This is a genomic window from Kitasatospora sp. NPDC023120 (assembly GCF_055560835.1).
The window spans coordinates 88,697-114,009 of sequence record NZ_JBVHHY010000005.1 but is presented as its reverse complement, the minus strand read 5'-3'; the positions used below and the strand labels follow the sequence as shown (position 1 = coordinate 114,009).

Annotated in this window: 24 protein-coding genes and 1 pseudogene; 14 read left to right on the top strand and 11 right to left on the bottom strand. The window is 73.7% G+C overall.

The window, feature by feature from the left end:
- Nucleotides 1–70 precede the first annotated feature (70 nt).
- Genes ACZ3TI_RS09325 through ACZ3TI_RS09300 form a run of 6 tightly spaced genes read right to left on the bottom strand, consistent with a single transcriptional unit; the run spans nt 71 to nt 5,250 of the window.
- Nucleotides 71–391, bottom strand: a complete 321-nt coding sequence (locus tag ACZ3TI_RS09325) for a DMT family transporter (RefSeq protein ID WP_465725085.1) — start codon at nt 389–391, stop codon at nt 71–73.
- A gap of 7 nt (nt 392–398) precedes the next feature.
- Nucleotides 399–1,091, bottom strand: a complete 693-nt coding sequence (locus ACZ3TI_RS09320) for an HAD family hydrolase (RefSeq protein WP_465725083.1) — start codon at nt 1,089–1,091, stop codon at nt 399–401.
- A gap of 59 nt (nt 1,092–1,150) precedes the next feature.
- A complete protein-coding gene (locus ACZ3TI_RS09315; RefSeq protein ID WP_465725081.1) occupies nt 1,151–2,236 on the bottom strand; it encodes an ABC transporter ATP-binding protein in 1,086 nt (361 codons plus the stop codon).
- Nucleotides 2,237–2,290: 54 nt separating this feature from the next.
- Complete coding sequence (locus ACZ3TI_RS09310) at nt 2,291–3,100, bottom strand: ABC transporter permease (RefSeq protein ID WP_465725471.1); 810 nt, start codon at nt 3,098–3,100, stop codon at nt 2,291–2,293.
- Nucleotides 3,100–4,077 (bottom strand): ABC transporter permease, encoded by a 978-nt coding sequence (locus tag ACZ3TI_RS09305; protein WP_465725079.1) that lies wholly within the window; start codon nt 4,075–4,077, stop codon nt 3,100–3,102. Before ACZ3TI_RS09305 ends, ACZ3TI_RS09310 begins: the two co-directional genes overlap by 1 nt.
- A 6-nt stretch (nt 4,078–4,083) precedes the next feature.
- Nucleotides 4,084–5,250: an ABC transporter substrate-binding protein gene (locus tag ACZ3TI_RS09300; protein ID WP_465725078.1), complete on the bottom strand. Its 1,167-nt coding sequence runs from the start codon at nt 5,248–5,250 to the stop codon at nt 4,084–4,086.
- Between the two features lie 434 nt (nt 5,251–5,684).
- Between ACZ3TI_RS09300 and ACZ3TI_RS09295 the strand changes: the two genes are divergently transcribed.
- On the top strand, nt 5,685–6,419 hold the full coding sequence (locus ACZ3TI_RS09295; protein ID WP_465725469.1) for a GntR family transcriptional regulator: 735 nt from the start codon (nt 5,685–5,687) through the stop codon (nt 6,417–6,419).
- A gap of 186 nt (nt 6,420–6,605) precedes the next feature.
- On the opposite strand, the pseudogene ACZ3TI_RS09290 reads toward ACZ3TI_RS09295, so the two are convergent.
- A pseudogene (locus tag ACZ3TI_RS09290) lies at nt 6,606–6,797 on the bottom strand (gamma-butyrobetaine hydroxylase-like domain-containing protein); the annotation flags it as partial.
- 318 nt (nt 6,798–7,115) lie between these two features.
- Between ACZ3TI_RS09290 and ACZ3TI_RS09285 the strand changes: the two are divergent.
- The gene (locus tag ACZ3TI_RS09285) at nt 7,116–8,759 is read left to right on the top strand and encodes an APC family permease (RefSeq protein ID WP_465725076.1); all 1,644 of its coding nucleotides are present in this window, start codon (nt 7,116–7,118) and stop codon (nt 8,757–8,759) included.
- A 55-nt stretch (nt 8,760–8,814) separates the two neighbouring features.
- Here ACZ3TI_RS09285 and ACZ3TI_RS09280 read toward each other — a convergent pair whose 3' ends face one another.
- Entirely contained in the window at nt 8,815–9,900 is a 1,086-nt protein-coding gene (locus ACZ3TI_RS09280) for a pyridoxal-phosphate-dependent aminotransferase family protein (RefSeq protein ID WP_465725074.1), read from the bottom strand.
- 101 nt (nt 9,901–10,001) lie between these two features.
- On the opposite strand from ACZ3TI_RS09280, the gene ACZ3TI_RS09275 reads away from it, so the two are divergent.
- The 7 genes from ACZ3TI_RS09275 (at nt 10,002) to ACZ3TI_RS09245 (ending at nt 16,431) form a co-directional block, all read left to right on the top strand.
- Nucleotides 10,002–11,093 carry an amidohydrolase family protein gene (locus ACZ3TI_RS09275; RefSeq protein WP_465725072.1) on the top strand — a complete coding sequence of 364 codons (1,092 nt, stop codon included), beginning with the start codon at nt 10,002–10,004 and terminating at the stop codon, nt 11,091–11,093.
- A 125-nt stretch (nt 11,094–11,218) separates the two neighbouring features.
- Entirely contained in the window at nt 11,219–11,896 is a 678-nt protein-coding gene (locus ACZ3TI_RS09270; protein WP_465725070.1) for a uracil-DNA glycosylase, read from the top strand.
- Nucleotides 11,897–12,046: 150 nt separating this feature from the next.
- Entirely contained in the window at nt 12,047–13,027 is a 981-nt protein-coding gene (locus tag ACZ3TI_RS09265; RefSeq protein ID WP_465725068.1) for an SCO1860 family LAETG-anchored protein, read from the top strand.
- A gap of 196 nt (nt 13,028–13,223) precedes the next feature.
- Nucleotides 13,224–14,246, top strand: a complete 1,023-nt coding sequence (gene glnII / locus ACZ3TI_RS09260; RefSeq protein WP_465725066.1) for a glutamine synthetase GlnII — start codon at nt 13,224–13,226, stop codon at nt 14,244–14,246.
- A 261-nt stretch (nt 14,247–14,507) separates the two neighbouring features.
- The gene (locus ACZ3TI_RS09255; protein WP_465725064.1) at nt 14,508–15,086 is read left to right on the top strand and encodes a hypothetical protein; all 579 of its coding nucleotides are present in this window, start codon (nt 14,508–14,510) and stop codon (nt 15,084–15,086) included.
- A complete protein-coding gene (locus ACZ3TI_RS09250) occupies nt 15,083–15,619 on the top strand; it encodes a hypothetical protein (RefSeq protein WP_465725062.1) in 537 nt (178 codons plus the stop codon). The genes ACZ3TI_RS09255 and ACZ3TI_RS09250 overlap by 4 nt, the downstream gene beginning before the upstream one ends.
- Nucleotides 15,616–16,431 (top strand): MOSC domain-containing protein, encoded by an 816-nt coding sequence (locus tag ACZ3TI_RS09245; RefSeq protein WP_465725060.1) that lies wholly within the window; start codon nt 15,616–15,618, stop codon nt 16,429–16,431. Before ACZ3TI_RS09250 ends, ACZ3TI_RS09245 begins: the two co-directional genes overlap by 4 nt.
- On the opposite strand, the gene cobC is transcribed toward ACZ3TI_RS09245, so the two are convergent.
- Entirely contained in the window at nt 16,418–17,464 is a 1,047-nt protein-coding gene (cobC, locus tag ACZ3TI_RS09240; protein WP_465725058.1) for an Rv2231c family pyridoxal phosphate-dependent protein CobC, read from the bottom strand. The two genes, ACZ3TI_RS09245 and cobC, sit on opposite strands and share 14 nt — an antisense overlap.
- A complete protein-coding gene (locus tag ACZ3TI_RS09235; RefSeq protein WP_465725056.1) occupies nt 17,461–18,747 on the bottom strand; it encodes a cobalamin biosynthesis protein in 1,287 nt (428 codons plus the stop codon). The genes cobC and ACZ3TI_RS09235 overlap by 4 nt, the downstream gene beginning before the upstream one ends.
- A 354-nt stretch (nt 18,748–19,101) precedes the next feature.
- Here ACZ3TI_RS09235 and ACZ3TI_RS09230 point away from each other — a divergent pair, with 354 nt between their 5' ends.
- The 4 genes from ACZ3TI_RS09230 to ACZ3TI_RS09215 all read left to right on the top strand — a co-directional run bounded on the left by ACZ3TI_RS09230 (nt 19,102) and on the right by ACZ3TI_RS09215 (nt 23,416).
- Entirely contained in the window at nt 19,102–20,061 is a 960-nt protein-coding gene (locus ACZ3TI_RS09230) for an alkaline phosphatase family protein (protein ID WP_465725054.1), read from the top strand.
- A 5-nt stretch (nt 20,062–20,066) separates the two neighbouring features.
- On the top strand, nt 20,067–21,386 hold the full coding sequence (locus ACZ3TI_RS09225) for an MFS transporter (protein ID WP_465725052.1): 1,320 nt from the start codon (nt 20,067–20,069) through the stop codon (nt 21,384–21,386).
- Between the two features lie 2 nt (nt 21,387–21,388).
- Nucleotides 21,389–22,414, top strand: a complete 1,026-nt coding sequence (locus ACZ3TI_RS09220) for a TolB family protein (protein ID WP_465725467.1) — start codon at nt 21,389–21,391, stop codon at nt 22,412–22,414.
- Nucleotides 22,415–22,600: 186 nt separating this feature from the next.
- The gene (locus tag ACZ3TI_RS09215; RefSeq protein ID WP_465725050.1) at nt 22,601–23,416 is read left to right on the top strand and encodes a hypothetical protein; all 816 of its coding nucleotides are present in this window, start codon (nt 22,601–22,603) and stop codon (nt 23,414–23,416) included.
- A gap of 97 nt (nt 23,417–23,513) precedes the next feature.
- On the opposite strand, the gene ACZ3TI_RS09210 is transcribed toward ACZ3TI_RS09215, so the two are convergent.
- A complete protein-coding gene (locus ACZ3TI_RS09210; RefSeq protein ID WP_465725048.1) occupies nt 23,514–24,446 on the bottom strand; it encodes an EamA family transporter in 933 nt (310 codons plus the stop codon).
- Nucleotides 24,447–24,584: 138 nt separating this feature from the next.
- Here ACZ3TI_RS09210 and ACZ3TI_RS09205 point away from each other — a divergent pair, with 138 nt between their 5' ends.
- The gene (locus ACZ3TI_RS09205) at nt 24,585–25,097 is read left to right on the top strand and encodes a MarR family winged helix-turn-helix transcriptional regulator (protein ID WP_465725046.1); all 513 of its coding nucleotides are present in this window, start codon (nt 24,585–24,587) and stop codon (nt 25,095–25,097) included.
- Nucleotides 25,098–25,313 lie beyond the last annotated feature (216 nt).

The following is a 25,313-nucleotide window of genomic DNA, read 5'->3' as shown; positions in this document are numbered from 1 at the left end:
CCGACTTCCCGCTCCGGTAGGTGAGTTGAGTGGCTTCCCGGTGAACTGATGAACCGTCAGGAAGGGATTCTCAGTGGCTGCCCTTGAGGTTCAGCACGACCACGCCGACGATCACCAGCGCGAGCCCCAGCCACTGCAGTCGTCCGAGCGACTCGCCGAAGGCGACCACGCCGATCCCGGCGACCGCCGCGGTGCCCGCCCCCGACCAGACCGCGTAGGCGACCGAGACCGGGATGTGCTTGAGCGCGCGGCCGAGCAGGAAGAAGGAGAGCGCGTAGCCGATGCCGACCCCGAGGCTGGGCCAGAGGCGGGTGAACCCCTCGGTGAGCTTGAGGCAGCTGGTGGCGCAGACCTCGCTCAGGATGGCGAGGGCGAGCAGGACGTAAGGCATGTCGGTGTCAAACCGCCGGGGCCGCGGTGAGCTTCCCGAGCAGCGCCAGGTCGGCCTGCTCCAGGCTGGCGAGCAGCGTGATCCGGTCCCCGCCCGGCATCGGCGTCGGGGTGGACGGCACGGCGAGCACGGCGCAGCCGGCCGCGGCGGCGGAGGCGACCCCGGTCGGGGTGTCCTCGACGGCGAGGCAGACGGCCGGGTCCAGGCCGAGCCGTTCGGCGGCGGCGAGGTACGGGTCGGGGGCGGGCTTGGTGCGCGCGGTGTCCTCGGCGGCCAGGGTGACGGCGAACCAGTCGCGGCCGATGGCGGACAGCACCAGGTCGACCACCCGGCGCGGGGAGGCGGAGACGAGCGCGGTGGGCACCCGGGCGTCGCGCAGCGCGGCCAGCAGGGCGAGCGCGCCGGGGCGCGGCACCGTCTCGGCGGCGACCTTGCCGGCGAAGGACTCGCCCAGCCGGGCCGCGAGCTCGGCCTCGCCGAGGGTGGTGCCGCTGACCCTGTGCAGGTGGGCGGCGGTGTGCTCGACGGCCTGGCCGAGCACCTCGGGGGCGTCCTGCTCGGTGAGCGGGTGGTGGAGCTCCGCGGCGATCTCGGCGGCGGTCTGCCACCACAGCTGCTCGGTGTCGACCAGGGTGCCGTCCATGTCGAAGAGGACGGCGGCGGGCAGCCCCGGCGGGAGGGGCAGGGAGGATTCAGGCATGGCGGTACCTTCGGGGCGGTTCAGCTCGGGTGATTCTCGCAGAGCGCGTTTCGCGCGGGTCAGGCGGGACGGCGGTCCACCAGCACGGGGCGCTGCGGCAGGGTGAGCTCGGCGCGCGAGCCGGCCGGCAGCGCGGCGACGGCCTCGGTGGGTAGGTCGGCCTTGACCTCGGTGCCGTCGTCGAGGCGGACGGTGAGCCGGGTGACGGCGCCCAGGAAGGACGCGGAGACCACCAGCGCGGGGCCGTCCTCGGCGGGGGTGAGGGTGACGTTCTCCGGGCGGACCAGCACCTGCAGCTCGCCGTCGGCCGGGACCGCGCCGTCCACCGCGTGGCGGCGGCCGAGCACCTCGACGCCGTCCGAGGTGCGGGTGCACGGGATGCGGCTCATGGTGCCGACGAACTCGGCGACGAAGGCGGTGGCCGGGCGGCCGTACAGCTCGGACGGGGTGGCGCACTGCTCCAGCCTGCCCGCGCGCAGCACCGCGACGCGGTCGGCCATGGACAGCGCCTCCTCCTGGTCGTGGGTGACGAACAGGGTGGTGATGCCCAGCTCCTGCTGCAGGCGCCGGATCTCCTCGCGCAGCTGCAGCCGGACCTTGGCGTCCAGCGCGGACAGCGGCTCGTCCAGCAGCAGCACGCGCGGCTGCAGGGCGAGCGCGCGGGCGAGCGCGATGCGCTGCTGCTGGCCGCCGGACATCTGGTGCGGGTAGTGCTCGGCGCGGTGCGGCAGGCCGACCAGCTCCAGCAGCTCCTGGGCGCGCTTGCGGCGCTCGGCCTTGCCGGTGCCGCGCATCCGCAGCCCGAAGGCGACGTTGTCCAGCGCGGTCAGGTGCGGGAAGAGGCTGTAGGACTGGAACACCATGCCCGCATCGCGCTTGTGCGCGGGGATCGCGGTGATGTCCTGGCCGTCGACCAGGACCTCGCCGGAGTCGTGCTGCTCGAAGCCGGCCAGGATGCGCAGCGCGGTGGTCTTGCCGCAGCCGGACGGGCCGAGCAGGGCGAGCAGTTCGCCCGGGTGGACGGTGAGGTCCAGGCCGTCGAGGGCGGTGGTGGCGCCGAACGAGCGGCGCAGCGAGCGGAACTCGACGGTGGCGCTGCCGGGGGCGAGCGCGACGCCGGCGACGGGGGCGGGGGCCGTGGTCATGGCAGGTGACTCCTGGAAAGCGGGGGGTGGTTCAGGACCGTACGGGCGGTGCGCTCAGGAGCGCGCGGCCTTGCGGCCGCGGCCGGCGGCGGACATCAGCAGCAGGACGACCCAGACGATCAGCAGGCTGAGCATGGAGACCGCCACGGACATCTGGCCGTCGCTCTTGCCGTTGGAGTTGATCCACACCGAGAAGGGGGCGAAGCCGAGGATGGAGGCGGTGGTGAACTCGCCGAGCACCAGGGCGACGGTGAGCACGGCCGCGTTCAGCAGCGCGCTGCGCAGGTTCGGCAGGACGACGGTGAACACCGCGCGCAGCCAGCCCGCGCCGCAGTTGCGGGCGGCCTCGACCAGGGTGACGACGTCCACGCCGCGCAGTCCGGCGTCGATCGCCCGGTAGGCGAAGGGCAGCGCCATCAGCACGTACGCGATGACCAGCACGATCGGGAAGGCCGGGTCCTGGATCGCCACGATGGTCTGGAAGAGCGGGGTGTCCTGGAGGTAGTCCGGGCCCCAGCGCAGCACGCCGATGATGCCGGTGGTGAGCGCGACCACCGGGACGACCAGCGGCATCGAGCACATCACCTCGATCACCGGGCGCAGCCTGGGCGCGCCGAGCCGGGCGGCGAGCATCGCCGGGACGAGCAGGAGCAGCAGCACCGCCACGGTGACGCCGGCCAGTTCGAGGCTGAGCACCAGGCTGTCGGTGAAGCCGGGGGCGTTCAGCAGCTCGGTGTAGGCGCGGAAGGTGGTGCCGCCCTTGTTGTCGTCGATGCTGAACCACAGCGAGGCGGCCATCGGCACGGCGAAGTAGACGCCGCAGAGCAGCAGGACCAGGCCGCGGCCGAGTCGGATGCGATTGATCAGGCGAGCCACTTGGCACTCCGGCGCTGAAGGGGCAGGTACACGGCCATCACCAGGCAGGCGACCACGATCATGTCGAGGCCGAGCGCGAGGGCGAGGTTGCCCTGGCCGACCAGGACGTTGCCGGACAGCGCGTCGCCGATCTGCATCGAGATCAGCGGCACCGAACTGCCCACCATGGCCTCGGCGGTGGCGTACGCGGCGAAGGAGGCGCCGAACAGCAGCACGAAGCCGCCGAGCAGCGAGGGCAGCAGGACGGGCAGCGCGACGTGCCGCCAGTACTGCAGCGAGGTGGCGCCGTTGTTGTAGGCGGCCTCGCGCCACTGGACCCGCAGGCCCTCCAGGGCCGGGGTGATGGTGATGACCATCAGCGGGACCAGGAAGTAGAGGTAGACCACCGAGAGGCCGGAGAAGGTGTAGAGGTTCCAGCCGTGCGCGGTCAGGCCGAGCTTCTCGGTGACCTCGCCGGAGTTGCCGAGGGTGGCGACGAACATGAAGGCGAGCGGCACGCCGCCGAAGTTGGCGAGCACGCCGGAGGCCGACATCACCGCCTCGCGGAACATCCGGAACCGGGAGGTCGCCACGGCCTGGGCCAGCGGCAGGCCGACCACGGTGGCGATCAGCGCGGTCAGCAGCGAGAGCTTCACGCTGCCCCACAGGGCGGTCCAGTAGGCGCCCTGGAGGGAGCCCGTGAGGTTGTCGGTGGTGAAGGTGCCGCCGCCGTCGGGCGCGTCCGAGGAGGTGGTGAACGCGCCGATGGCGATCGCGACGGCGGGCAGGCCGAAGCCGATCACGAAGAACAGCAGCAGGGGGAGGGCGGCGAGCCAGGCCCGTCCGCCGCCGGCCCGGCGCCTGCCGGGGCGGGGGGCCTTGGCCGTGCGGGCCGGGGCCGTGGTGGGGGAAGCGGGGCCGGGGACGCCCCCGCCGCTCTGGGCGACGGAGGCGGAAGCCGGCACCGGGGTGGGAGCCGTGGTCATCTCAGGTCAGCCCGCGATCGCCTTGGCCCAGTTCTCGGTCACGGTCTTCTTGGCCGCGTCCGTCTGCTCCTGGGTCGGGAAGGTGGTGAAGGGCTTCTCGACCGGCGGGAGCTTGGCGGCGGCGGCCGCGTCCAGGGTGCCGGCGGCCTTCATGGCGTCGAACAGTGCCGGGGTGGCGTAGCCGCCGAGGAAGCCGTTCTGGCCCTGGGCGCTGTAGAGGTACTCCTCCCACAGGCGCGCGGCGGCCGGGTGCGGGGCGTCCTTGTTGATCGCCTGGTTGTAGTACTGGGCGTAGGAGCCGTCCGAGGGGATGGCCACCTGCCAGTCGATGCCCTTGTCCTTGAACTTCTCGGCGTAGCCGGCGTTCAGGTAGGACCAGTCGATCGAGATCGGGGTCTCGCCCTTCTCGATGGTCGCCGGGGTGACCTCGACCGGGTTGAAGTTGCCGGCCTGCTTGACCTTGCCGAAGAAGTCGATGCCGGGCTGGATGCTGTCCAGCGAGCCGCCGTTGGCGAGCGCGGCCGCGTACACGGCGCCGAAGGCGGCACCGGCCTTGGTCGGGTTGCCGTTGAGGGCGACCATGCCCTTGTAGTCGGGCTTCAGCAGGTCGGCGAAGGTCTTCGGGCAGACGGACACCTTCTTGGCGTCGCAGCCGATCGACATGTAGCCGCCGTAGTCGTTGTAGTGGCGGCCGTCCGCGTCCTTCATGGTGGCCGGGATCTTGTCGAAGTCGGTCACCTTGTACGGGGCCAGCAGGCCCTGCTTGGCGGCGCTCAGCGCGAAGGCGGAGCCGAGGTCGACGACGTCGGGGGCGCGGTCCTGGCCCTTGCGGGAGGTGACGGCGTTGATCTCGTCCTGGCTGGAGCCGTCCGGGTTCTCGTCCTCGATCTCGATGCCGTACTTGGCCTTGAAGTCGTCCATCAGCTTGCCGTAGTTCGCCCAGTCGCGCGGCAGCGTGATGACGTGCAGCTTGCCCTCCTTCTTGGCGGCGGCGACCAGGCCGTCCATGCCGCCGAAGTCGGCGACCGAGGTGGCGGTCTTGGCGTTCTTGCCGCCCGCGCCGTCGCCGGACTTCGCGGCGGAGGAGCCCGCGGAGCCGCAGGCGGTGAGGGAGAGCGCGGCAGCGGTCAGGACGGCCGCGAAGGCGGCGGAGCGGGCACGGTGCACGGACACGGGTCAGTCTCCTGAGAAGGGGGAACTGCGAGTGGGCGTCTCGATCGGGGGATCTGGCGAGTGGCGTCCGGAGTCGTCCGGGCTTCGGGGGCTGTTCGGAACCGTCCGAGTTGACTAGCCAACTTCGCTGACGGGGGTAAGTACGCCGGAGTCCGGTGACGGGAAGGTGAACGGACGGCCCAGAACCGGGGTCAGCTGCGGGAACGGTCGAATCCGGCCATCGGAGCGTGATCCGTTCGGTGCCATGCTTCGAAGGCGCACCGGGATAGGGTCGGGTTGTCCGCGCCGGCACCGCTGCGCAGGACACCGCCCCAGGAGGGACATTGACTGACGTGGCAACCGAGCCCCAGCGCCCCGAGGCCGAGGGGCACCCGGCCGTCGAGCGTCCGGCCGTCGAGCGCCCCGCCGCGAGCGAGGAGCGCACCCCGGGTGCGCTGTACCGGAAGGTCGCCGCCGACCTGCGCGAGGCCATCACCACCGGCGCGTACGGCGAGGCCGGCCGGCTGCCCGCCGAGGGCGCGCTGGCCGAGCAGTACGGCGTCTCCCGCGGCACCGTCCGCCAGGCGCTCGCGGTGCTGCGCTCCGACGGGCTGGTCACCTCCCGCCGCGGCACCCGCCGGGTGGTCCTCGGCGGCGCCCGGGTACAGAGCTTCTCCGAACTGCTCAGCTTCACGCACTGGGCCTACTCGATGGGCGAGGAGCCCGGCGGCATCCTGGACTCGCTGGTGCGCCGTCCCGCCGACGCCGCCGAGCGCGAGCAGCTGCGCCTGGAGCCCGGCGCCGAGGTGTACGTGACGGTCCGGCTGCGCACCCTCTCCGGCACGCCGGTGATGGTCGAGCGCACCGTCTACCCGCCGCGGGTCGGCGAGATCGTCGCCGAGCTGCCGCCGGACGTCGTCTCGCACACCGAGGTCCTGCGCGAGCACGGCATCCTGTTCACCGACGCCGACCACACCATCGACATCGTCGCCGCCAACGCCGAGGACGCCCGGCTGCTCGGCTGCCGCCGCGGCGGCCCGCTGCTGCGCGAGCGGCGCCGCACCACCGACCCCACGGGCACCCCGGTGGAGTGGTCCCAGGACCGCTACCTGCCCGGGACGGTGGCCTTCAGCGTGCACAACTCCCTGGCCACCTCGGCGCTCTCGCGGCACGCGCGGGAGATGGATTGAGCCCCCTCCCACGCGCTCCGCTGACCGCGTGAGGGTGCCCGCTCCGCTCACCGCATGAGGGAGGCGAGCAGCGCGCGGTAGTGGTCGAAGCCGGGGGCCGGGGCGCCGGGCACCTTCGCCTGCTCGTCCCAGCGCCGTACCGCCACCGCGTCGACCGCGCCCGGGAGTTCGGCGGGAGCGGTGCCCGTCCGACCAGAGCACCTCCAGCAACCCGTCCGTCTCCGTGCTCGCCGCGACCGCCAGATCCTGCGGCAGGTCGTCGATCCGGAACAGCTTCTGCCCGTTGCGCGGGTCCCGGCACCCGGCGCACGGGCAGTTGTCGCGCAGCCAGTACGGCGGCAGCTCGGTCGGTCGGGTGGGCTCGGCGGGCTCGGTCATGGGTGGTCTCCTCCTCGGCGGCATCCCGTGGTGAAGTTGTATAGCCAACTTCACCACGGAGCGGAGCCTGCCCGTTGGCGGTGAGTTCCGGGTGCCGGGTGGATGAACGCTGCGGGAACTGTGCCGTCGGGCGGTGGCCGGGCCGGGGCGGACGGCGTTCGCCCGGTCGGGTCGGGGCCGGCTGCGCCGGGCGCGTCCGGCTGGTGCTTCGTCCGTCTGGCTGACAGGGGCGGGTCGGAGCGCGTTTTGGCGTGGGGGAGTTCGGGGTGCTGCGGCACTGTCGGGGTGGATTTCCCCTGATGTGAGAGGCGGCCGGGCATGGCTCATTCCGATACGAACACGGGGCCGGTTGCCTCGGGGCACACCGGGCTCAAGCGCGAGGTCGGCGTGATCGGGCTGCTCTGGGCCTCGGTCGGGGCGATCATCGGCTCCGGGTGGCTGTTCGGGGCGCAGAAGGCGGCGGTGGCGGCGGGGCCCGCCGCCCTGCTGTCCTGGGGGATCGGCGCGGTGGCGATCATCCTGCTGGCGCTGATCCACGCCGAGCTGGGCGGGCTGTTCCCGGTGGCGGGCGGGACGGCGCGGTACCCGCACTACGCGTTCGGCGGGTTCGCCGGCATGTCGTTCGGCTGGTTCACCTGGCTGCAGGCGGCGACCATCGCGCCGATCGAGGTGCAGGCGATGATCAACTACGCCCAGCACTGGTCCTGGGCGGACGGCCTGCTGAACAAGAACCTGACGCTCACCGGCGCCGGGTTCGTGGTCGCGGCCGTGCTGCTCGGCATCTTCGTCGCGATCAACTTCCTCGGTGTGCGGCTGCTCGCGCACACCAACAGCGCCGCCACCGTGTGGAAGGTGGCGGTTCCGATCCTGGCGATCTTCGCCCTCGGCATCACCGAGTTCCACGGGTCCAACTTCTCCGTGCACGGCTTCGCTCCGGACGGCGCCAAGGGCGTCCTCGCGGCGATCAGCACCAGCGGAGTGATCTTCGCGCTGCTCGGCTTCGAGCAGGCGATTCAGTGGGCGGGCGAGAGCCGCAACCCCCGCCGGGACATCCCCCGGGCCGTCCTGGGCTCGGTCGTGATCGGCACGATCGTCTACGTCATGCTCCAGGTGGTGTTCATCGGCGCGCTGCCGCCGGAGACCTTCGCCGGCGGCTGGGGCACGCTCACCTACCCCGGCATCAGCGGGCCGTTCGCGGGCCTCGCCACGTTGATCGGCCTCGGCTGGCTGGCGACCATCCTCTTCATCGACGCGATCATCTCGCCGGCGGGCACCGGGCTGGTCTACATCACCTCCAGCTCGCGGGTCACCTACGGCCTCAGCCGCAACGGTTATGCGCCGCAGGCGCTGCAGTTCACCGACCGCAACTCGGTGCCCTGGCTCGGCCTGATCATCGCCTGGGTGGCCGGCGTGATCTGCTTCCTGCCCTTCCCGAGCTGGCAGCGCCTGGTCGGCTTCATCACCTCGGCCGTGGTGCTGATGTACGCGGGCGCGCCGCTCGCCTTCGGCGTGCTGCGCAAGCGGCTGCCCGAGCTGGAGCGGTCGTACCACCTGCCCGGCGGCACGATCATCTCGCCGGTGGCCTTCGCGGTGGCGAGCCTCATCATCTACTGGTCCGGCTGGGACACCCTGTGGCGGCTGGGGCTGGCGATCGTCATCGGGTACGTGCTGCTCGGCGGGTACTCCGCGTACGCCGCGTCGAAGGGCGTGCCGAACGCGCCGCGGATGGACTTCAAGGCCGGGCAGTGGCTGCCGGTCTACCTGGTCGGGATGGGGATCATCTCCTGGCAGGGCAGCTTCGGCGAGGGCTCGCAGGGGAACCTGCCGCTGTGGTGGGACATCGCCGTGGTGGTGGTGTTCGCGCTGTTCGTCTACTACTGGGCGCTGGCGGTCGCGCTGCCGAAGGGGGAGATCGAGCGGAACATCCGCGGCGTCGAGGTGGTGGAGGCCGGCGGGCACTGAGGCCCGGTGGGACAGGGGCGGCCCCGGGAGCCTTCCCGGGGCCGCCCCCGCGCGCTCAGGCCCGGACGGTCGCGTTCCAGGCGGCCTCGGCGGCGGTCAGGGCCGGCTCGGCGTCGGTGCCCGTGGCCGCCGCCAGGCCGGCGAGGCAGGCGCGGACGGTGTCCAGCGCGGCCGCCGGGCCGTAGTGGTTGACCCGGAGCATCGTGGCGGCCAGCGCGCCGCCGCCCGGCTGGACGGGCAGGGCCGGGTCGAGGCGGGCGGCGAGCTCGGCCGCGTTCAGGCCCTCCGGGGCGCGCAGGGTGGTGGCGACCGGGGCCGCGTGGGCGTCCTGGTGCACGTACGGGCTGAGGGTGCCGAGGGCGCGGACGCCGGCCCGGGTGGCGGCCGCGGCGGCGCGGTGGCGGGCGATGACGGCGGGCAGGCCGTCGCCGGCGATCCGGTCCAGGCAGGCGCCGAGCGCGAGCATCTCCAACTGGGCCGGGGCGTGCGGGAGTACGGTGCGGCCCGCGTCGGTCCAGCGCTCCTTCCAGTCCAGCAGCGACAGGTAGGAGCGGCGCGGGGCGGCCGGGTTGGCGGCGATCCGCTCCCAGGCGCGCTCGGACACCGAGACGGCGGAGACCCCGGCCGGGCCGCCCATCGCCTTCTGGCCGCCGATGACGCACAGGTCGACGCCCCACTCGTCGGTGAACAGCGGCTCGGCGGCGACGGAGGCGACCGCGTCGAGCATCAGCAGCGCGCCGTGCTCGCGGACCACGGCGCCGATCTCGGCGACCGGGTTGGTGTTGCCCGTGGCGGCCTCGGCGTGGACGAGCGAGACGAAGTCGATCGCCGGGTCGGCGTCGAGGGCCTCGGCCACCTGCCGCGCGCTCACCGCGCTGTCGAAGGGCACGGCGAGGTCGACGACGGTCGCGCCGCAGGAGCGCAGCCAGTTGCCGAAGGTCTGCCCGTACGGGCCGGTGACGATGTTGAGCGCGGTGGAGCCCGGGTGTGCGGCGCCGCGGATCGCGGCCTCCAGGGGGAGCAGGGCCTCGCCCTGGGTGACGATCACGTCGGCCTCGGTGTGCAGCAGCGCGGCCACCTGGTCCTCGATCGCCGCGAACTCGGCGGCGGAGAGCGGGGGGAGGTCGAGGAAGGGGCTCACGGTTGAACCTTTCGCGCGCGGGACCGGGATGGTGGGTGCCGGAACGAGTCTGCCGCATCCGCACTGCTTACAGGGAACCCGCCCGTCGGTAGAGTGCGGCCATGAGCGATGGCGCGGTGCTGCACGTGCGGGGTCGGGTGCTGGTCGGTCCGGAGGACGTCCGGGACGAACTCTGGGTGGTGGACGGCAGGGTGAGCTTCACCCGCCCGCCGACCGCCGGCGACGTCCGGACGGTGACCGGCTGGGTGCTGCCCGGCCTGGTGGACGCGCACTGCCACGTCGGCCTGGACGCGCACGGCGCGGTGGACGCCGCCACCAGCGAGAAGCAGGCGCTCACCGACCGCGACGCCGGCACGCTGCTGATCCGCGACGCGGGCTCGGCCGCCGACACCCGGTGGATCGACGAGCGCGAGGACCTGCCCCGGATCATCCGCGCCGGGCGGCACATCGCCCGCACCCGCCGTTACATCCGCAACTACGCGCACGAGATCGAGCCCGGCGACCTGGCCGCGTACGTCCGGGCCGAGGCTCGGCGCGGGGACGGCTGGGTGAAGCTGGTCGGCGACTGGATCGACCGCGACCGGGGCGACCTCGCCGCCTGCTGGCCGGGCGACGCGCTGGCCGAGGCGATCGCGGCGGCGCACGAGGAGGGCGCGCGGGTCACCGCGCACTGCTTCTCCGCCGAGTCGCTGCCGGACCTGCTGGCGGCCGGGATCGACTGCGTCGAGCACGCCACCGGGCTGACCGAGGAGCTGATCCCGGTCTTCGCCGAGCGCGGTGTCGCCATCGTCCCGACCCTGGTCAACATCGCCACCTTCCCGGACCTCGCGGCCGGCGGCGAGGGCAAGTTCCCGGCCTGGGCGGCGCACATGCGGCGGCTGCACGAGCGCCGGTACGACACGGTGGGCGCCGCCCACGACGCGGGCATCCCGGTGTTCGTCGGCACGGACGCGGGCGGCTCGCTCGCGCACGGGCTGGTCGCGGACGAGGTGGCGGAGCTGGTGAAGGCGGGGCTGAGCCCGGCCGAGGCGCTGTCGGCGGCGAGCTGGGGGGCGCGGGAGTGGCTGGGGCGGCCGGGCCTGGAGGAGGGCGCTCCGGCGGACTTCGTGGTGTACGGGGAGGACCCGCGGGCGGACGTCCGGGTGCTCGCGGACCCGCGGACGGTGGTGCTGCGGGGGCGTCCGGTCGGCTGACTGAGCCGTCCCCGGCGGGCCGTCGGGAGGTCCCGGGCGGGCCGTCGGGGAGGTCCCCGGCGGGTCCTCGATCACATGATCATCCGCTGAACGCCCTGTCGGTGTAGGCCGATAGGGTGGCGACCATGGCACCGCGTCCACTGAATGAGATCGTCGAGCCCGGCTGGGCCGCCGCCCTGGAACCCGTCACCGGACGGGTCGCCGCGATGGGCGACTTCCTGCGCACCGAACTGGCCGCCGGGCGTACCTACCTGCCCTCCGGCCCGAACGTGCTGCGGGCCTTCCAGCAGCCCTTCGCCGACGTGCGGGTGCTGATCGTCGGGCAGGACCCGTACCCGACCCCCGGCCACGCCGTCGGGCTCAGCTTCTCGGTGGCGCCGCAGGTGCGGCCGATCCCGGCGAGCCTGATCAACATCTACCGGGAGTACGGCACCGACCTCGGCCTGCCGCAGCCGTCCAACGGGGACCTCACCCCGTGGACGCAGCAGGGCGTGCTGCTGCTCAACCGCGCGCTGACCACCGCGCCGGGCAAGCCCGCCGCGCACCGGGGCAAGGGCTGGGAGGAGGTCACCGAGCAGGCGATCCGGGCCCTGGTGGCGCGTGGCGGGCCGCTGGTGGCGATCCTCTGGGGCGCCGACGCCCGTCGGCTGCGGCCCGTGCTCGGGCAGGTCCCGGCGATCGAGTCGGCGCACCCGAGCCCGATGTCGGCCGACCGCGGCTTCTTCGGCTCGCGCCCGTTCAGCCGGGCGAACGAGCTGCTGGTGCGGCAGGGGGCGCAGCCGGTGGACTGGCGGCTGCCGTAGGGCTCCGCCGTCCGGCTGTTGTAGCAGAGGCGGGTCGGTGCAGAACGTCAATCTCACTCCAACGGGTGAAATAACGTTCTGTGTTGCTCATGTGACGGATTGTTCGAGAAGACTGGCGGCTCATCGTTTCATCTGCGTGGGGGTGCCGCCATGTCTGCTCGTCCGTCCTCGGGGCGAATTGTTTCTGCAACCGCCGTCGTACTGGTGAGCACCGCGCTCACCGCCGGGCCCGTCCAGGCGGCTCCGTCCGCCCCGTCGGCCCCCGCCTCCCCGGGCAAGGCGCGGGCCGTCACCGCCGAACTCGCCCTGGACGTCAAGCTGTTGAACAACGCCGTGGACGTCCCGGTGAACATCGCGCTGAACAAGGTGGAGTCGCCCGCGCAGCGCGAGGGCTCGGTACTCACCGCGAAGGTCGACGGGGTCGACCAGCAGGGCCCGGTCACCCTGGTCAAGGCCGACGTCGGCACCTCCGTGACCCGGGTCGACGCGAAGGGCGCCACTGCCTCCGTCAAGCTGGTCAACGCCGACGTGCACGCCCCCGGCCTGCCCGCCACCGCGCTGCTCGGCCTGGAGGCGATGAGCGCCGAGGCCACCTGCCCGGTCGACGGGCAGCCGACCGCGGACGTGGTCGCGCCCGCCAGGCTGACCGTGCTCGGCAAGCCGGTCACCGTCGGACTGTACGGGCCGACCAAGGTGGACGTGCCGCTGATCGGCAGCGTCTCGGTGGAGTTCTCGAAGAAGACCACCACCTCGACCACCGCCGCCGCCTCGGCCCTGGAGGTGCAGGTGGAGGTGAACCCGCTGAACCTGAACGTCGCCAAGGTCACCGGGAAGGTCACCGTCGCCTCGGTGGGCTGCGAGAAGCCCTCCGCGCCGTCGGCCACCCCGTCCGCCACCGGCGAGCCGAGCACCCCGCCCGCCGCCCGGCCGGCGGCCGACAGCACCACCTCGCGCGCCGCCGCCCCGCAAACCGCCGTGGACGGGCCCGGGAAGCCCGAGCACCTCGCTGCCACCGGCGGCGGCAGGGCCACCGGCCCGCTGGCCGCCGGGGCCGCCGCCCTGGTCGCGGGCGGAGCGGCCGCGCTGTGGGCCACTCGGCGCCGCCGGGCCGCGCACGCCCGCCGGCACTAGTTGCTCCGTCGGCGGGGTCGCTCCGCACGGCAGGACACTCCGTGGGGCGGGAGTGCCACCCCCGGCACTCCCGCACCGTGACCGTGCCAACGCGGACGGTTGGTTCACATGCGCGTTACATGAGAGGAACAACCGGGAAACGGCGGCTTGCGACGCTACGCGGGCACCCACCACCCAGCAACGCGAGGGACAAGCCGTGGCAATCAAGGCCGAGTACATCTGGATCGACGGCACCAAGCCGACCGCGAAGCTCCGTTCCAAGACTCGCGTCCTGCCGAACGCCGACAAGATCCCCACCTGGGGCTTCGACGGTTCCTCGACCAACCAGGCCGAGGGCCACGCCTCGGACCGCGTGCTGGAGCCGGTGAAGGTCGTCAAGGACCCGATCCGCGGCGGCGACAACATCCTAGTCCTCTGCGAGGTCCTGGAGACGGACGGCACCCCGCACGAGTCCAACACCCGTGCCCTGCTGCGCGAGGTCGAGGAGAAGTACACCGCGCAGGAGTCGATCTTCGGCATCGAGCAGGAGTACACCTTCTTCAAGGGCTCCCGCCCGCTCGGCTTCCCGGAGGGTGGCTACCCGGCCCCGCAGGGCGGCTACTACTGCGGCGTCGGCGCCGAGGAGGTCTTCGGCCGCGAGATCGTCGAGCTGCACCTGGACCGCTGCATCGACGCCGGCCTGGCGATCTGCGGCATCAACGCCGAGGTCATGCCCGGCCAGTGGGAGTTCCAGATCGGCCCGGTCGACGCGCTGACCGTCTCGGACGACCTGTGGATCGCCCGCTACCTGCTCTACCGCACCGCCGAGGAGTTCGGCATCGACGCCACCCTGGACGCCAAGCCGGCCCGGGGCGACTGGAACGGCGCGGGCGCCCACACCAACTTCTCCACCAAGGCGATGCGCGAGGGCTACGACGCCATCATCACCGCCTGCGAGTCGCTCGGCGCCTCCCAGGAGAAGGTGCTGGAGCACGTCAACCAGTACGGTGAGGACATCCAGTCCCGCCTCACCGGCAAGCACGAGACCGCCCCGTGGAACGTCTACAGCTACGGCGTCTCCAACCGCGGTGCCTCCGTCCGCATCCCGTGGCAGGTCGAGGTGGAGCAGAAGGGCTACATCGAGGACCGTCGCCCGAACGCCAACGTCGACCCCTACGTCGTCACCCGCCTCCTGATCAACACCTGCTGCGAGGCCCTGGAGAAGGCCGGCCAGGTCTGATCCCACGCCCTGAGGTGTGAGTGCAACGTCCGCAGGCCCCTCCCCGCACCGGGGAGGGGCCTGCGGACATTCGGGTGCCGGGGGCCCTGGCAGCGGACGTCGGCGGGGACGTTCGCGAAGCCCTGGACCACGTGCCTTCACGTTCCGTGCCGACGCCCCGGCGGACAACCGTACGCGTCCGAACGGACCACGCGCCGGGGGGCGCGGCCGTGCCCCGCAAATCGCTGGTCAACCGCCCCTGCCGGACCGAGAATTCATGGCATGACCCAGCAGCCCCTGCTCCTCCTCGACGTGGACGGACCGCTCAACCCCTTCGCCGCGCCGAAGCGGCGGCCGGACGGCTACGGCACCTACCGGCTGCTGCCCACCTGGTGGGTGGCGAAACAGGAGCGGCTGGCGGCGGCGCAGGCCAGGTCGGCGACGCGGGCGAAGCACGCGAAGCCTCCCGCGGCGCGGATCAAGCCGCTGCGGGTGCTGCTGAACCCCGCGCACGGGCCCGAGTTACTGGCGCTGCCGTACGAGCTGGTGTGGGCCACCGGGTGGATGAGCGAGGCGAACACGCACATCGGCCCGAACATCGGGCTGCCCGAACTCCCGTACATCCGTTGGACGGAGATGTTCGCCGAGGATCCGGACGGGCTGCACTGGAAGACCCGGGACGTCGTCGCCTGGGCGGACGGGCGGCCGTTCGTCTGGGTGGACGACGAGCTCGGCCCGCAGGACGCCGAGTGGATCGCGGCGAACCACCCCGGGCCGGCGCTCACCCTGCACGTCAATCCCCGAATAGGCCTGCTGGACGACGACTTCGCGGCCCTGCGGGAGTGGGCGGCCGCCGCATGACCGGGAAGCCGCTGCTCCTGCTCGACGTCGACGGGCCGCTGAACCCCTACGCCGCGCCCGCGACCCGCCGCCCGGAGGGCTACCGGACGCACCGGCTGCTCCCCGAGTCGTGGGTGGCCCGCCACGCGCCGCAGCCGCGCGAGCGGGTCAAGCCGCTGCGGGTGTGGCTGAACCCGGCGCACGGGCCGGAGCTGCTGACGCTGCCGTACGAGCTGGTGTGGGCGACCACCTGGATGGACGAGGCGAACACCCTCATCGGCCCGAACATCGGGTTGCCCGAACTCCCGTACATCCGTTGGACGGAGATATTCGCCGAGGATCCGGACGGGCTGCACTGGAAGACCCGGGAGCTGGTCGCCTGGGCGGACGGGCGGCCGTTCGTCTGGGTGGACGACGAGCTCGGCCCGCGGGACATCGAGTGGATCGAGGCGAACCACCCGGCCCCGGCGGTGGCGCTCTGGGTCGACCCCCGGTTCGGCCTGCGGGAGCTGCACTTCGCGGCCCTGCGGGAATGGGCGGAGGAGGAGCAGTGAGCGGTGCGGGTACGGGCGGTGTCGGCACGGTCGAGCGGCTGTGGCGCTACCCGGTGAAGTCTCTGCTGGGGGAGGAGCTGGACGAGGCCGAGGTCACCGGGCGGGGACTGGCCGGGGACCGGGAGCGGGCGCTGCTCGACCTGGCGACCGGACGGGTGGCCAGCGCCAAGCACCCCCGGCTCTGGTCGGGCCTGCTCGGGTACGCGGCGGCGGCCACGGCGGACGGCGGGGTGGCGATCACCGGCCCGGACGGGCGGCGCGTCGCCGACGAGGCCGAGCTGTCCGAGGCGTTCGGCCGCAAGGTCGAGCTGATCGACGAGCGCCCGCCCGGAGCGGCGGTCGAGCGGGCCGTGCCGGAGGAGGTGCTGGCGCACGGCATCGCGGCCGAAGTCGACGTCACCGTCAGCGAGTTGGGCCGCGGAGCGCCGGACGGAGGCTTCTTCGACTTCGCCCCGCTGCACCTGGTCACCACCTCCGCGCTGCGCGCCACCGGCGCCGAGGCCGAGCGCTACCGGCCGAACCTGGTGATCCGCACCGAGGGCGAGGGCTTCGTCGAGAACGCCTGGGTGGGGCGGGAGTTGGCCATCGGCGCGACGCTGCGGCTGCGCGTCCTGGCACCCACCCCGCGCTGCGCCGTCCCCGTCCTGCGGCACGGCCCGCTGCCCCGCAACGCGGACGCCCTGCGCATCCCGGCCGAGCGGAACCGGGTGGTCCCGTTGGAGGGCATGCCGGCGCTGCCCTGCGCCGGGGTGTACGCGCAGGTGGTGGCACCAGGGCGGATTCGGACGGGCGACCGGCTCAGGGTGAACTGAGCACGGCCTCAAGGGCCTTGAGGAAGCGGTCGGTGGTCTCCTCGTCCCGGACGGCGATCCGCAGCCACTCCTCGCCCAGCCCCGGGAAGGTGTCCCCGCGCCGGACGGCGAAGCCGTGCTCGCGCAGCCGCTCCCGGACGGCCGCCGCGTCCGGCAGCCGGACCAGGACGAAGGAGGCGGTCGGTTCGCCGTACAGCCGCACCGAGTCGAAGGCGGCCAGCCCCCGCACCAGGTGCTCGCGATGGTGGGCGAGTTCGGCGGCGGCCCGGTCCGCCTCGGCGAGCGCAGCCGGAGTGCTGCAGGCCTCGGCGGCGGCCAGCGCCGGGGTGGAGACCGGCCAGAGTGGCTGGGCGGCCGAGAGTTCCGCGATCAGCGGCGCGGGCCCGAGCACGTAGCCGATGCGAAGCCCGGCCAGCCCCCAGGTCTTGGTGAGGCTGCGCAGGACGACGACCCGGCCGGGCAGGTCCCGTACGGAGGCGAGGGACTCCCGCTCGCCCGGCACGGTGTCCATGAACGCCTCGTCCACCACCAGGGTGCGCCCCGGGCGGGCGAGCGCGGCGACGGCCCCGGCGGGGTGCAGCACGGAGGTCGGGTTGGTCGGGTTGCCGAGGACGACCAGGTCCGCCTCCTCGGGGACGGCGCCCAGCCGGAACCCGTCCTGCGGGGAGAGCAGCACCCGGTGCACCCGGTGCCCGGCGTCCCGCAGCGCCGCCTCCGGCTCGGTGAACTGCGGGTGCACGACGGCGATGTGACGTGCCGTCACCACCCGCGCCAGCAGCACGAAGGCCTCCGCCGCACCCGCGGTGAGCAGCACCTCCTCGACCGGGCGGGTGTGCCGGGCGGCCACCGCGGCGCGGGCGGTGCGCTGGTCGGGGTAGGCGGCGAGGTCGCCGAGGGTGGCCGCGAGGCGCTCGCGCAGCCAGCCGGGGGGCGTTCCGGTACGGACGTTGACGGCGAGGTCGACCAGGCCGAGCCCGTCGGCGCGGACCTCGGCGTCGCCGTGGTGGCGCAGGTCGGGTTCGGGGGCGGTCACGCGGGGTCTCCTCGGTGAAGGACGGGGGCTGCGGGCGGCTCGGGTGAGTCGGGCACGTGGTCGGGCACGTGGTGGACCTCGTACGGGCCGGGCGGGACGGCGAGTCCGGTGCCGTCGCCGAGGGTGACCAGCGCGACGGCGTGCCCGTGGGCGGCCAGGAGCGCGGCGGCTCCGATCGGGTCTACCGGCGTCCCGGAGCCGTCCGCCGCCGTCCCGGCGGCGACGTCCACCGCGATCCGCCGGGTGGTCGGTCGGAGCAGCCCGCCCACCGCTTCGACCGCCTCGAGCGAGTCGAGCGCCTCCAGCGCCCCGGGCGTCCCCACCACGGCCGAGGCTGCCCGCAGTTCGGCCAGGGCGTGGGGCGTCAGCCGGTCGGGCTCGCCGGAGCCGAGGTCCGGTCCGAGGCCTTGTTCGAGGCGGAGCACGGCGAGCCGCCCACGCACCGCCCCCCGCGCGATCGCCACCGTCGCCGTAGCCGACTTCCGCTTGGCGACCAGCAGCCGGCCGCCCGGCGCACTCGCCAGTGCCGCCGCCTCGGCGACGCTCGCGGTGCCGACGGCCGTCCCGACCCGCGCGGACGGGTTCGGCACCGGCACGCCCGCCAGGGCCTGGGCCGGGTGCTCGTCCACCGGTACGCCGCCGAGGCAGAACGCGGCCCAGCGCACCGCCGGGTGGTCCGCCTTGCCGGCCACCGTCGCCAGCCGGGCCACCGCGGAGCGCTCCAGCCCGGCCTCTTCCAGGGCGGCCGCCAGCAGCCGCATCGCCTCGGTCTCCTCGGCACCGCCGGCGGCGCCGATCCCGACGACGAGGGTGCGCGGGAGCACCAGCAGGTCGCTGTATCCCGGGTCCTCCTGGTCGGTGACCCGCAGGACCGGGGCCTCCCCGGGGGCGTCGGGCTCCGTGTACGGCCGGTGGCGGGCCCGCGGCGCGTGCCCGGTGGGGACCGGGGTGACGCCGAGGGCGGCCGCCACCTCGACGGACAGCTCCTCCGCGGCGTCCCCGCCGGCCATCGGGACGACCCAGCGCCGCTGCGGGTCCACGCAGAGCAGCACCGTGCCGCGCGGCAGATCGACGAAGCCGCAGGTCAGCAGGGAGACGAGGGTCGGCAGCGGGGATACGGCGACCACCGACCGGTACTGGCGGAGGGCGAAGTCCAGGACGTCGGGCGGCTGGGAGCAGTTGCCGTACGAGGCCTGGTGGACGCGGCTGCTCTCGGGCCAGCGGGCGTGCAACTCGGAGGTGAGCGGGCGGGACGGCCCGTCGATGGCGACCAGTCCGATCACGTACCGCACTCCTTGCCGTTCCCGGCCCTCCGGCAGCGGGCCTCCGCGATCCCACCACGGGCGGCCGGAGGGGGTCAATCACGGAGCGTGTGAGATCCGTCGCCGGGGAGCACACGGGGAGCGGTGGGAACCAGTGGGGAGCAGCCGGAGCGGGCGCGCCGGGGAGCACACGGACGCCCGCCGGGGGACGATCGGGAGAGTGCGACCCCGAACGCCGCACGTCCACGAACCGGAAGGTCCGCGCGTGGCAGCTGCTCGTCTGTTCTTCACTTGTCTTGTGCCGTACACGCCACCGCCGCGATCCTACTGTTTTCGGCGCTCCCGCCCCGGCAGCCCCGACCTCCGGAGGACCCCATGGCCTTCATCCGACCGCGCACCCCCGGCGCACCCGCCCCCACCTCCAGTTCCGCCCCGTCCGGCGCCCCGCGCCCCACCCGCCGTCGCCGGCTCCGCCCGCTGACCGCCCTCGCTGCGGGCCTCGGCCTGGTCGCCGGCTCGCTCGGCCTCTGGGCCGCGGGCGGCAGCGCGTCCGCCGGCACCGCCGCCGCGCTCCCCGCGCCGGACCACGTGGTGGTCGTCGTGCTGGAGAACCACGCCTACTCGCAGGTGATCGGCAGCTCCAGCGCCCCGTACCTCAACGGCACCCTGGTGGCCGGCGGCGCGCGGCTGACCCAGTCCTACGCACTCACCCACCCCAGTCAGCCCAACTACTACATGCTGTTCTCCGGCAGTTCGCAGGGCATCGTCGACGACAGCTGCGTGGACGTCGGAGCGCTGCAGGGGCCCAACCTGGCCTCCGAGCTGCTCGCCGCCGGCCAGACCTGGGCCAGCTACAACGAGGGCCTGCCCGCCCAGGGCGCCACCGACTGCCGCGTCGACTCCTACGCGCAGAAGCACAACCCGTGGTTCGGCTTCGGCAACGTGCCCACCGACAGCGCCTACGGCATGGACGCGTTCCCGACCGACTTCAGCACCCTGCCCAAGGTCTCCTTCGTCATCCCGGACCTCTGTGACGACATGCACGACTGCTCCGTCCGCACCGGCGACTCCTGGCTGCAGAGCAACCTCGACGCGTACGCGCAGTGGGCGAAGAACAACAACAGCCTGTTGATCGTCACCTTCGACGAGGACAACCGCCTGGCCGGCAACCGCATCCCGACCGTCGTCTACGGCGCCCACGTCGCCCCGGGCAGCAGCACCACCACCAGCTACAACCACTACGACGTGCTGCACACCCTGGAGGACCTGGCCGGGGTCGACGCCCACGCGGGCAACTCCGCCGGGGCCACCGACATCACCGGCATCTGGAACTGACGCCCGTGTACGTCGCGGACTCCCGCAGCTCGAAGGCGCCCGTCGCACCGGCCACCGGTTCGGTGCGGCGGGGCGCCGTCCCCGGAACGGTGCTCGCCCTCGGCGCCGTCAGCATGGTCACCGACATCTCCTCCGAGATGGTCACCGCCGTCCTCCCCCTCTACCTGCTCACCGGGCTCGGCCTCTCCCCGCTCGGCTTCGGCCTGCTCGACGGCATCCAGAACGGCTTCAGCGCGCTCGTCCGCCTCGCCGGGGGCCACCTCGCCGACCGGCGCGGCCGGGACGGCGCCGCCCGGCACAAGTCCGTCGCGGCCGTCGGGTACGGGCTCTCCGCGCTCTGCCGGCCGCTGCTGCTGTTCGTCCACACTGTGCCGCTGATCGGCGCGGTGATCGCCGTCGACCGCACCGGCAAGGGCCTGCGCACCGCGCCCCGGGACGCGATGATCTCGCTCGCCACCGAACCCGCCCACCGCGGACGGGCGTTCGGCGTGCACCGGGCGATGGACACGGCCGGCGCGCTGCTCGGCCCGCTCACCGCCTTCCTGGTGCTGCGGCTGGCCGGCGGCCCGATGCTCGCCGACGGGGGCGAACGGCACGGCTACGACGCGGTGTTCACCGTCAGTGCGTGCGTCGCCGCACTCGGCGTGCTGATCCTGCTGCTCTTCGTGCCGAACCGGCATTCGGCTGACGAGACGTCAACTGGCGCCCCGTCGCTGCGTGACAGCCTCACCCTGCTGCGCCTGCCCGGGCTGCGGCGACTCACCCTGTGCGCCGTCCTGCTCGGGCTGACCACCGTCAGCGACTCCTTCCTCTACCTGCTCGTCCAGCGCCGACTGGGCCTGCCCGTCAACCTCTTCCCGCTGCTGCCGCTCGGCACCGCCGCCGCCTTCCTACTGCTCGCCGTCCCGCTCGGCGCCCTCGCCGACCGGATCGGCCGCCACCGGCTCTTCCTCGCCGGGCACGGGGTGCTGCTGCTCGCGTACGGGGTGCTGCTCTCGCCGCTGCGCGGGCTGCCGGCGGTGGTCTGCGTGCTGGTGCTGCACGGCGCGTTCTACGCGGCCACCGACGGCGTGCTCGCCGCCGCGGCCGCCGACACCGTACCGGCCGAGCAGCGCGGCGCCGGACTCGCCCTGGTCGGCACCGGGCAGGCGCTGGCCCGTTTCACCTGCTCGCTGCTGTTCGGCGCGCTGTGGGGTGCGGTCGGCGGCCCGTCGGCGCTGGCCTGGTCGGCCGGGGCGCTGGCGCTGTGCGTGGCCGGCGCGGCGGCGGTGCTGCGCCCGTCCGAACCCGTCGTCGCATCCGAGGCCGTCGAGGAGAGCTCGTGAACCTGCAGAACCGGACCAGGGTGATCATCCTGCTGGTCGCCGTCGTGCTGCTCGGCGCGGTCGGCACCGGAGCCGTCCTCCACGCGGCCGACCGCACCGCCCGTCGGGACCAGGTCCAGCCCGGCGGTCCGTCCGTCGAATCCGGCGCCGTGTCACTCCAATCCGCGGGCGGTGGACGGAAGTTGCTGTTCCGCAACATGGCCTGGGGCCCGCACCGGGACGAGGTCACCGCCGTCCCCGCCGACCGCCCCGACGGCCCGCGCACCGCCTCCGGCGTCCAGTGCCTGCGCTTCCACGCCGCCGCCGGCACCGGCATCTGCCTGCAGGCCGAGCACGGCCCGCTGGAGGACACCTACCGGGCCGTCATCCTGGACGACCACCTGCGCGAGCAGCGCTCCTTCCCGGCCGCCGGGATCCCCACCCGCTCCCGGGTCTCGCCGTCCGGGCACCTCGCCGCCTGGACGGTCTTCGTCAGCGGCGACTCGTACGCGGGCAGCAACTTCTCCACCCGCACCTCGATCGTCGACGTCCGGGACTGGAACCTGCGGGAGAACCTGGAGGACTTCGCGGTCATCCTGGACGGCCACCCGTACCAGGCGCACGACATCAACATCTGGGGCGTCACCTTCGCCGACGACAACACCTTCTACGCCACCGTCGCCAGCGCCGGGCAGACCCACCTCGTCCGCGGCGACCTCACCGCCCGCACCCTCACCGCCCTGCACGACAACGTCGAGTGCCCCTCGCTCTCCCCGGACGGCACCCGCATCGCGTACAAGAAGCGCGTCCCCGGCCTGCCCGCCGACGCGCCGTGGCGGCTGTACGTGCTCGACCTCGCCACCATGACCGAGACCGCCACGGCCGAGCAGCGCGAGATCGACGACCAGGCGCTCTGGGACGGCGCGGGCACCCTGGTCTACGCCCTGCCCGGCGACTACGGCGCCGACCTGTGGACCGTCCCGGCGGACGGCTCGGGCAGTCCGCAGGCGGTCACCAAGGCCGCCGTGGCCCCCGCCTACCTCGGCTGAGGAACTCTCGGATACGGTCCCTCGTCGAGCACAGTGTGACGTCCTGATCGAAGGTCCTGGTCCGAAGCCCGGTCCGAGGCCCTGGACCGAGGTCCTGGTCCGGGGCCCTGGACCGAGGTCCTGGTCCGGGGCCTTGGTCCGAGGTCCTGATCGAACGTCCTGATCGAGGGGGAGCGAGCAACAACCGTGGACGGCATCCCACCCGAGCGCATCGTGACCGACTCCTGGCCCGCCCTGCACGGCCGCCCGGTCCTGCGGCGCACCGTCGCCGTCGGACTGGTGCTGTGCGTGTCCGTGGCCGGCGCCCTCGTGGTGCGCGGCGTCAACGCGCTCACCGTCGGCCGCAGCGGCCACGAGACCGACCGCGACCGCGCCGAACGCCTGGCGGGCCTCCACCCCTCGCAGCACCCCGGCGTCGGCCGCTACTACGTACCGGTCGGCGCCGTGTACACCCACACCTCCGACGGCGCCCCCGTCGCCTACCTCCACTACCGCCTCGGCGGCGGCAAGGCCCCGGGCCTCGGCGACTTCCTCAGCGCCTACGACCTCCCGGCCCCCGGCCCTGCCGCGCCCCTCCCGCCCGACCTCGTCGCCGCGCTCGGCGGCGACGAGCCGGCGGAGGCCCCGGAGCTCACGGAGGATCCGCTCCCTTCCCCTTCGCCGTCCGCTCTCCCCTCGGCGTCTCCCTCCCCCTCGGTCGTGCCCTCCGCCGCGCCCTCCGCCGCGCCGTCGGCGTCCCCCGTCCCGCCCTCGCACGCTCCCTGCCCCGGCGAGGACGACTCCGAGGACGACTCCGAGGCCGACCCCGCTCCCGCTCCCGAGGCCACGCCCGCGGCGGCCCCCGCCTCCGTCCCGGAGGTCACGCCCACCCCCACGGCGACCGTCACCCCGACTCCCACGGCCACTCCCACCCGCACCCCCTCCGCCCGCCGCATCTACGTGGCCGCGATCCCCGGCGGCCTCTCCGGTGCCGCCGACATCTACATCCGCGCCACCGGCTGACGTCCGGGGCGGTTCGTCTGCGTGTGGACGTGCCGCTGCCCCGCCGAGTGGTGCTCGGCGGGGCAGCGGTGGTGAGGGGGTGGTGCGGGCGTCGCGGTCAGCGGGTGGCCGCCGGGACCGGGGTCGGCGCCGGGGCCGGGACCGGAGCGGGAGCGGCGGTCGGAGCCGGGGTCTTGCGGGCGGGGCCCTGGCCGGCGACCAGGGCGCCGAGGGCGAGGAGGAGGCCGAGGACCTGCCACGGGGTGAGGGTCTGGCCGAGGACGATGAGCCCGCCGACCGTGGCGACGACCGGGTTGATCAGGCCGAGGAACGAGGCCGGACCGGCACCCAGGTGGGCGATGCCGCGGAACCAGAGGACGTAGCCGAGTGCGGTGCTGAACAGGCCGAGGTAGGCGAAGCCGGCCAGGTTGGCGGCGCTCAGCGCGGGCGGCGCGCCCTCGACGAACGCGGCGAGCGGGACCAGGAAGACCGAGCCGGCGAGCAGCTGCCAGGCGGTGAGGTCGGTCAGGGTGGCGCCCTCGGGGCGGCCCCAGCGGCGGGTGAGGACGGTACCCATGGCCATCAGCGCGACCCCGGTGACCATCGCGGCGATTCCGATGCCGTCCAGCCGGGCGCCGCTCTTGAGCACCAGGAGTGCCACCCCGCCGACCCCGACCAGCCCGGCGAGCACCGCGCGGCGCCCGGGCCGTACGCCGAGCACGCCGATGGAGAGCCCGGCGACGAGCAGCGGCTGGATCGCCCCGATGGTGGCCGCGACCCCGCCGGGCAGACGGTAGGCGCCGACGAACATGAGCGGGAAGAACAACCCGATGTTCAGCATCCCCAGTATTGCCGCGCGTCCCCACCAGCGGCCCTTGGGCAGCTTGCGGCCGATCGCCAGCAGGAGCAGCCCGGCCGGCAGGGCGCGCAGCGCGGCGAGCAGCAGCGGGCGGCCTTCCGGCAGCAGCTGGGTGGTGACCAGGTAGGTCGTGCCCCACGCAGCCGGTGCGAGTGCTGCGGTGGCGGCGATTCCTGCGCGCTTGCGGTCCATGACGACCATCCCCTCAACGTTGATTATCTGAACGTTGAGATAAGTTCTACGCGCCTCGGTAGGTGAACGTCAAGTATGTGAAGGTTAAGATATCTGGACGAGGTTCCAGCGAAGCAGAACGCAGGAAGGCGGCAGACCATGCAGCAGCGCGACACCGTCGACGACATCGTCGAGCAGTGGGCCCGGGCCCGTCCCGACCTGAACCCCGAGCCGATGGCCCTGATCGGCCGGCTGCGGCGGCTCAACGCCCGGGTCGACAACGCCCTGCGCGAGTACTTCACCGCCTGCGGCCTGGACTCCTCCGAGTTCGACGTCCTGGCCACCCTGCGGCGCTCCGGCGAGCCCTACGAGCTCAACGCCCGCGCCCTCCTCAAGTCCGCCATGGTCACCTCCGGCGCGATCACCAACCGGGTCGACCGGCTCTCCGCCAAGGGTCTGGTGGAACGCAACCCCAGCCCGGACGACCGCCGCGCCGTCCTGATCCGGCTCACCCCGGCGGGCAAGGAGTTGATCGACGGCGCCCTGGAGGGCCACGTCCGCAACGAGGAGCGGATCCTCGCCGCGCTCGACGCGAAGGAGCGCGCCCGGCTCGACGGGCTGCTGCGCAAGCTCCTCATCGCGCACGGCGACACCGAGCCGCTCCTCGACTGAGCCACCCCTCGGCCGGGTCCGCCGCGCGGCACGCGGGCGGGCGTGTCGCGCGGGCGGGGGTGTCCAGCACGTCGTCGTCCACGCCGAGCACCCGACCCACCTGATCTGCCGCGCCTGCTCCGTCGCCGCCCGCCCCCACCGCCCCTGCCTGGACTGCGGCGAGCCCGCCGACTCCCGGTCCCCCGCCGACGGCCGCGAGGACGTCTTCATGGGCGC

What these genes read in the sequence shown, in the direction of transcription:
- ACZ3TI_RS09325 (WP_465725085.1), bottom strand. Translation starts at nt 391, where the DNA reads ATGCCTTACGTCCTGCTCGCCCTCGCCATCCTGAGCGAGGTCTGCGCC.
- ACZ3TI_RS09320 (WP_465725083.1), bottom strand. Translation starts at nt 1,091, where the DNA reads ATGCCTGAATCCTCCCTGCCCCTCCCGCCGGGGCTGCCCGCCGCCGTC.
- ACZ3TI_RS09315 (WP_465725081.1), bottom strand. Translation starts at nt 2,236, where the DNA reads ATGACCACGGCCCCCGCCCCCGTCGCCGGCGTCGCGCTCGCCCCCGGC.
- ACZ3TI_RS09305 (WP_465725079.1), bottom strand. Translation starts at nt 4,077, where the DNA reads ATGACCACGGCTCCCACCCCGGTGCCGGCTTCCGCCTCCGTCGCCCAG.
- ACZ3TI_RS09285 (WP_465725076.1), top strand. Translation starts at nt 7,116, where the DNA reads ATGGCTCATTCCGATACGAACACGGGGCCGGTTGCCTCGGGGCACACC.
- ACZ3TI_RS09275 (WP_465725072.1), top strand. Translation starts at nt 10,002, where the DNA reads ATGAGCGATGGCGCGGTGCTGCACGTGCGGGGTCGGGTGCTGGTCGGT.
- ACZ3TI_RS09270 (WP_465725070.1), top strand. Translation starts at nt 11,219, where the DNA reads ATGGCACCGCGTCCACTGAATGAGATCGTCGAGCCCGGCTGGGCCGCC.
- ACZ3TI_RS09265 (WP_465725068.1), top strand. Translation starts at nt 12,047, where the DNA reads ATGTCTGCTCGTCCGTCCTCGGGGCGAATTGTTTCTGCAACCGCCGTC.
- ACZ3TI_RS09255 (WP_465725064.1), top strand. Translation starts at nt 14,508, where the DNA reads ATGACCCAGCAGCCCCTGCTCCTCCTCGACGTGGACGGACCGCTCAAC.
- ACZ3TI_RS09250 (WP_465725062.1), top strand. Translation starts at nt 15,083, where the DNA reads ATGACCGGGAAGCCGCTGCTCCTGCTCGACGTCGACGGGCCGCTGAAC.
- ACZ3TI_RS09230 (WP_465725054.1), top strand. Translation starts at nt 19,102, where the DNA reads ATGGCCTTCATCCGACCGCGCACCCCCGGCGCACCCGCCCCCACCTCC.
- ACZ3TI_RS09210 (WP_465725048.1), bottom strand. Translation starts at nt 24,446, where the DNA reads ATGGACCGCAAGCGCGCAGGAATCGCCGCCACCGCAGCACTCGCACCG.
- ACZ3TI_RS09205 (WP_465725046.1), top strand. Translation starts at nt 24,585, where the DNA reads ATGCAGCAGCGCGACACCGTCGACGACATCGTCGAGCAGTGGGCCCGG.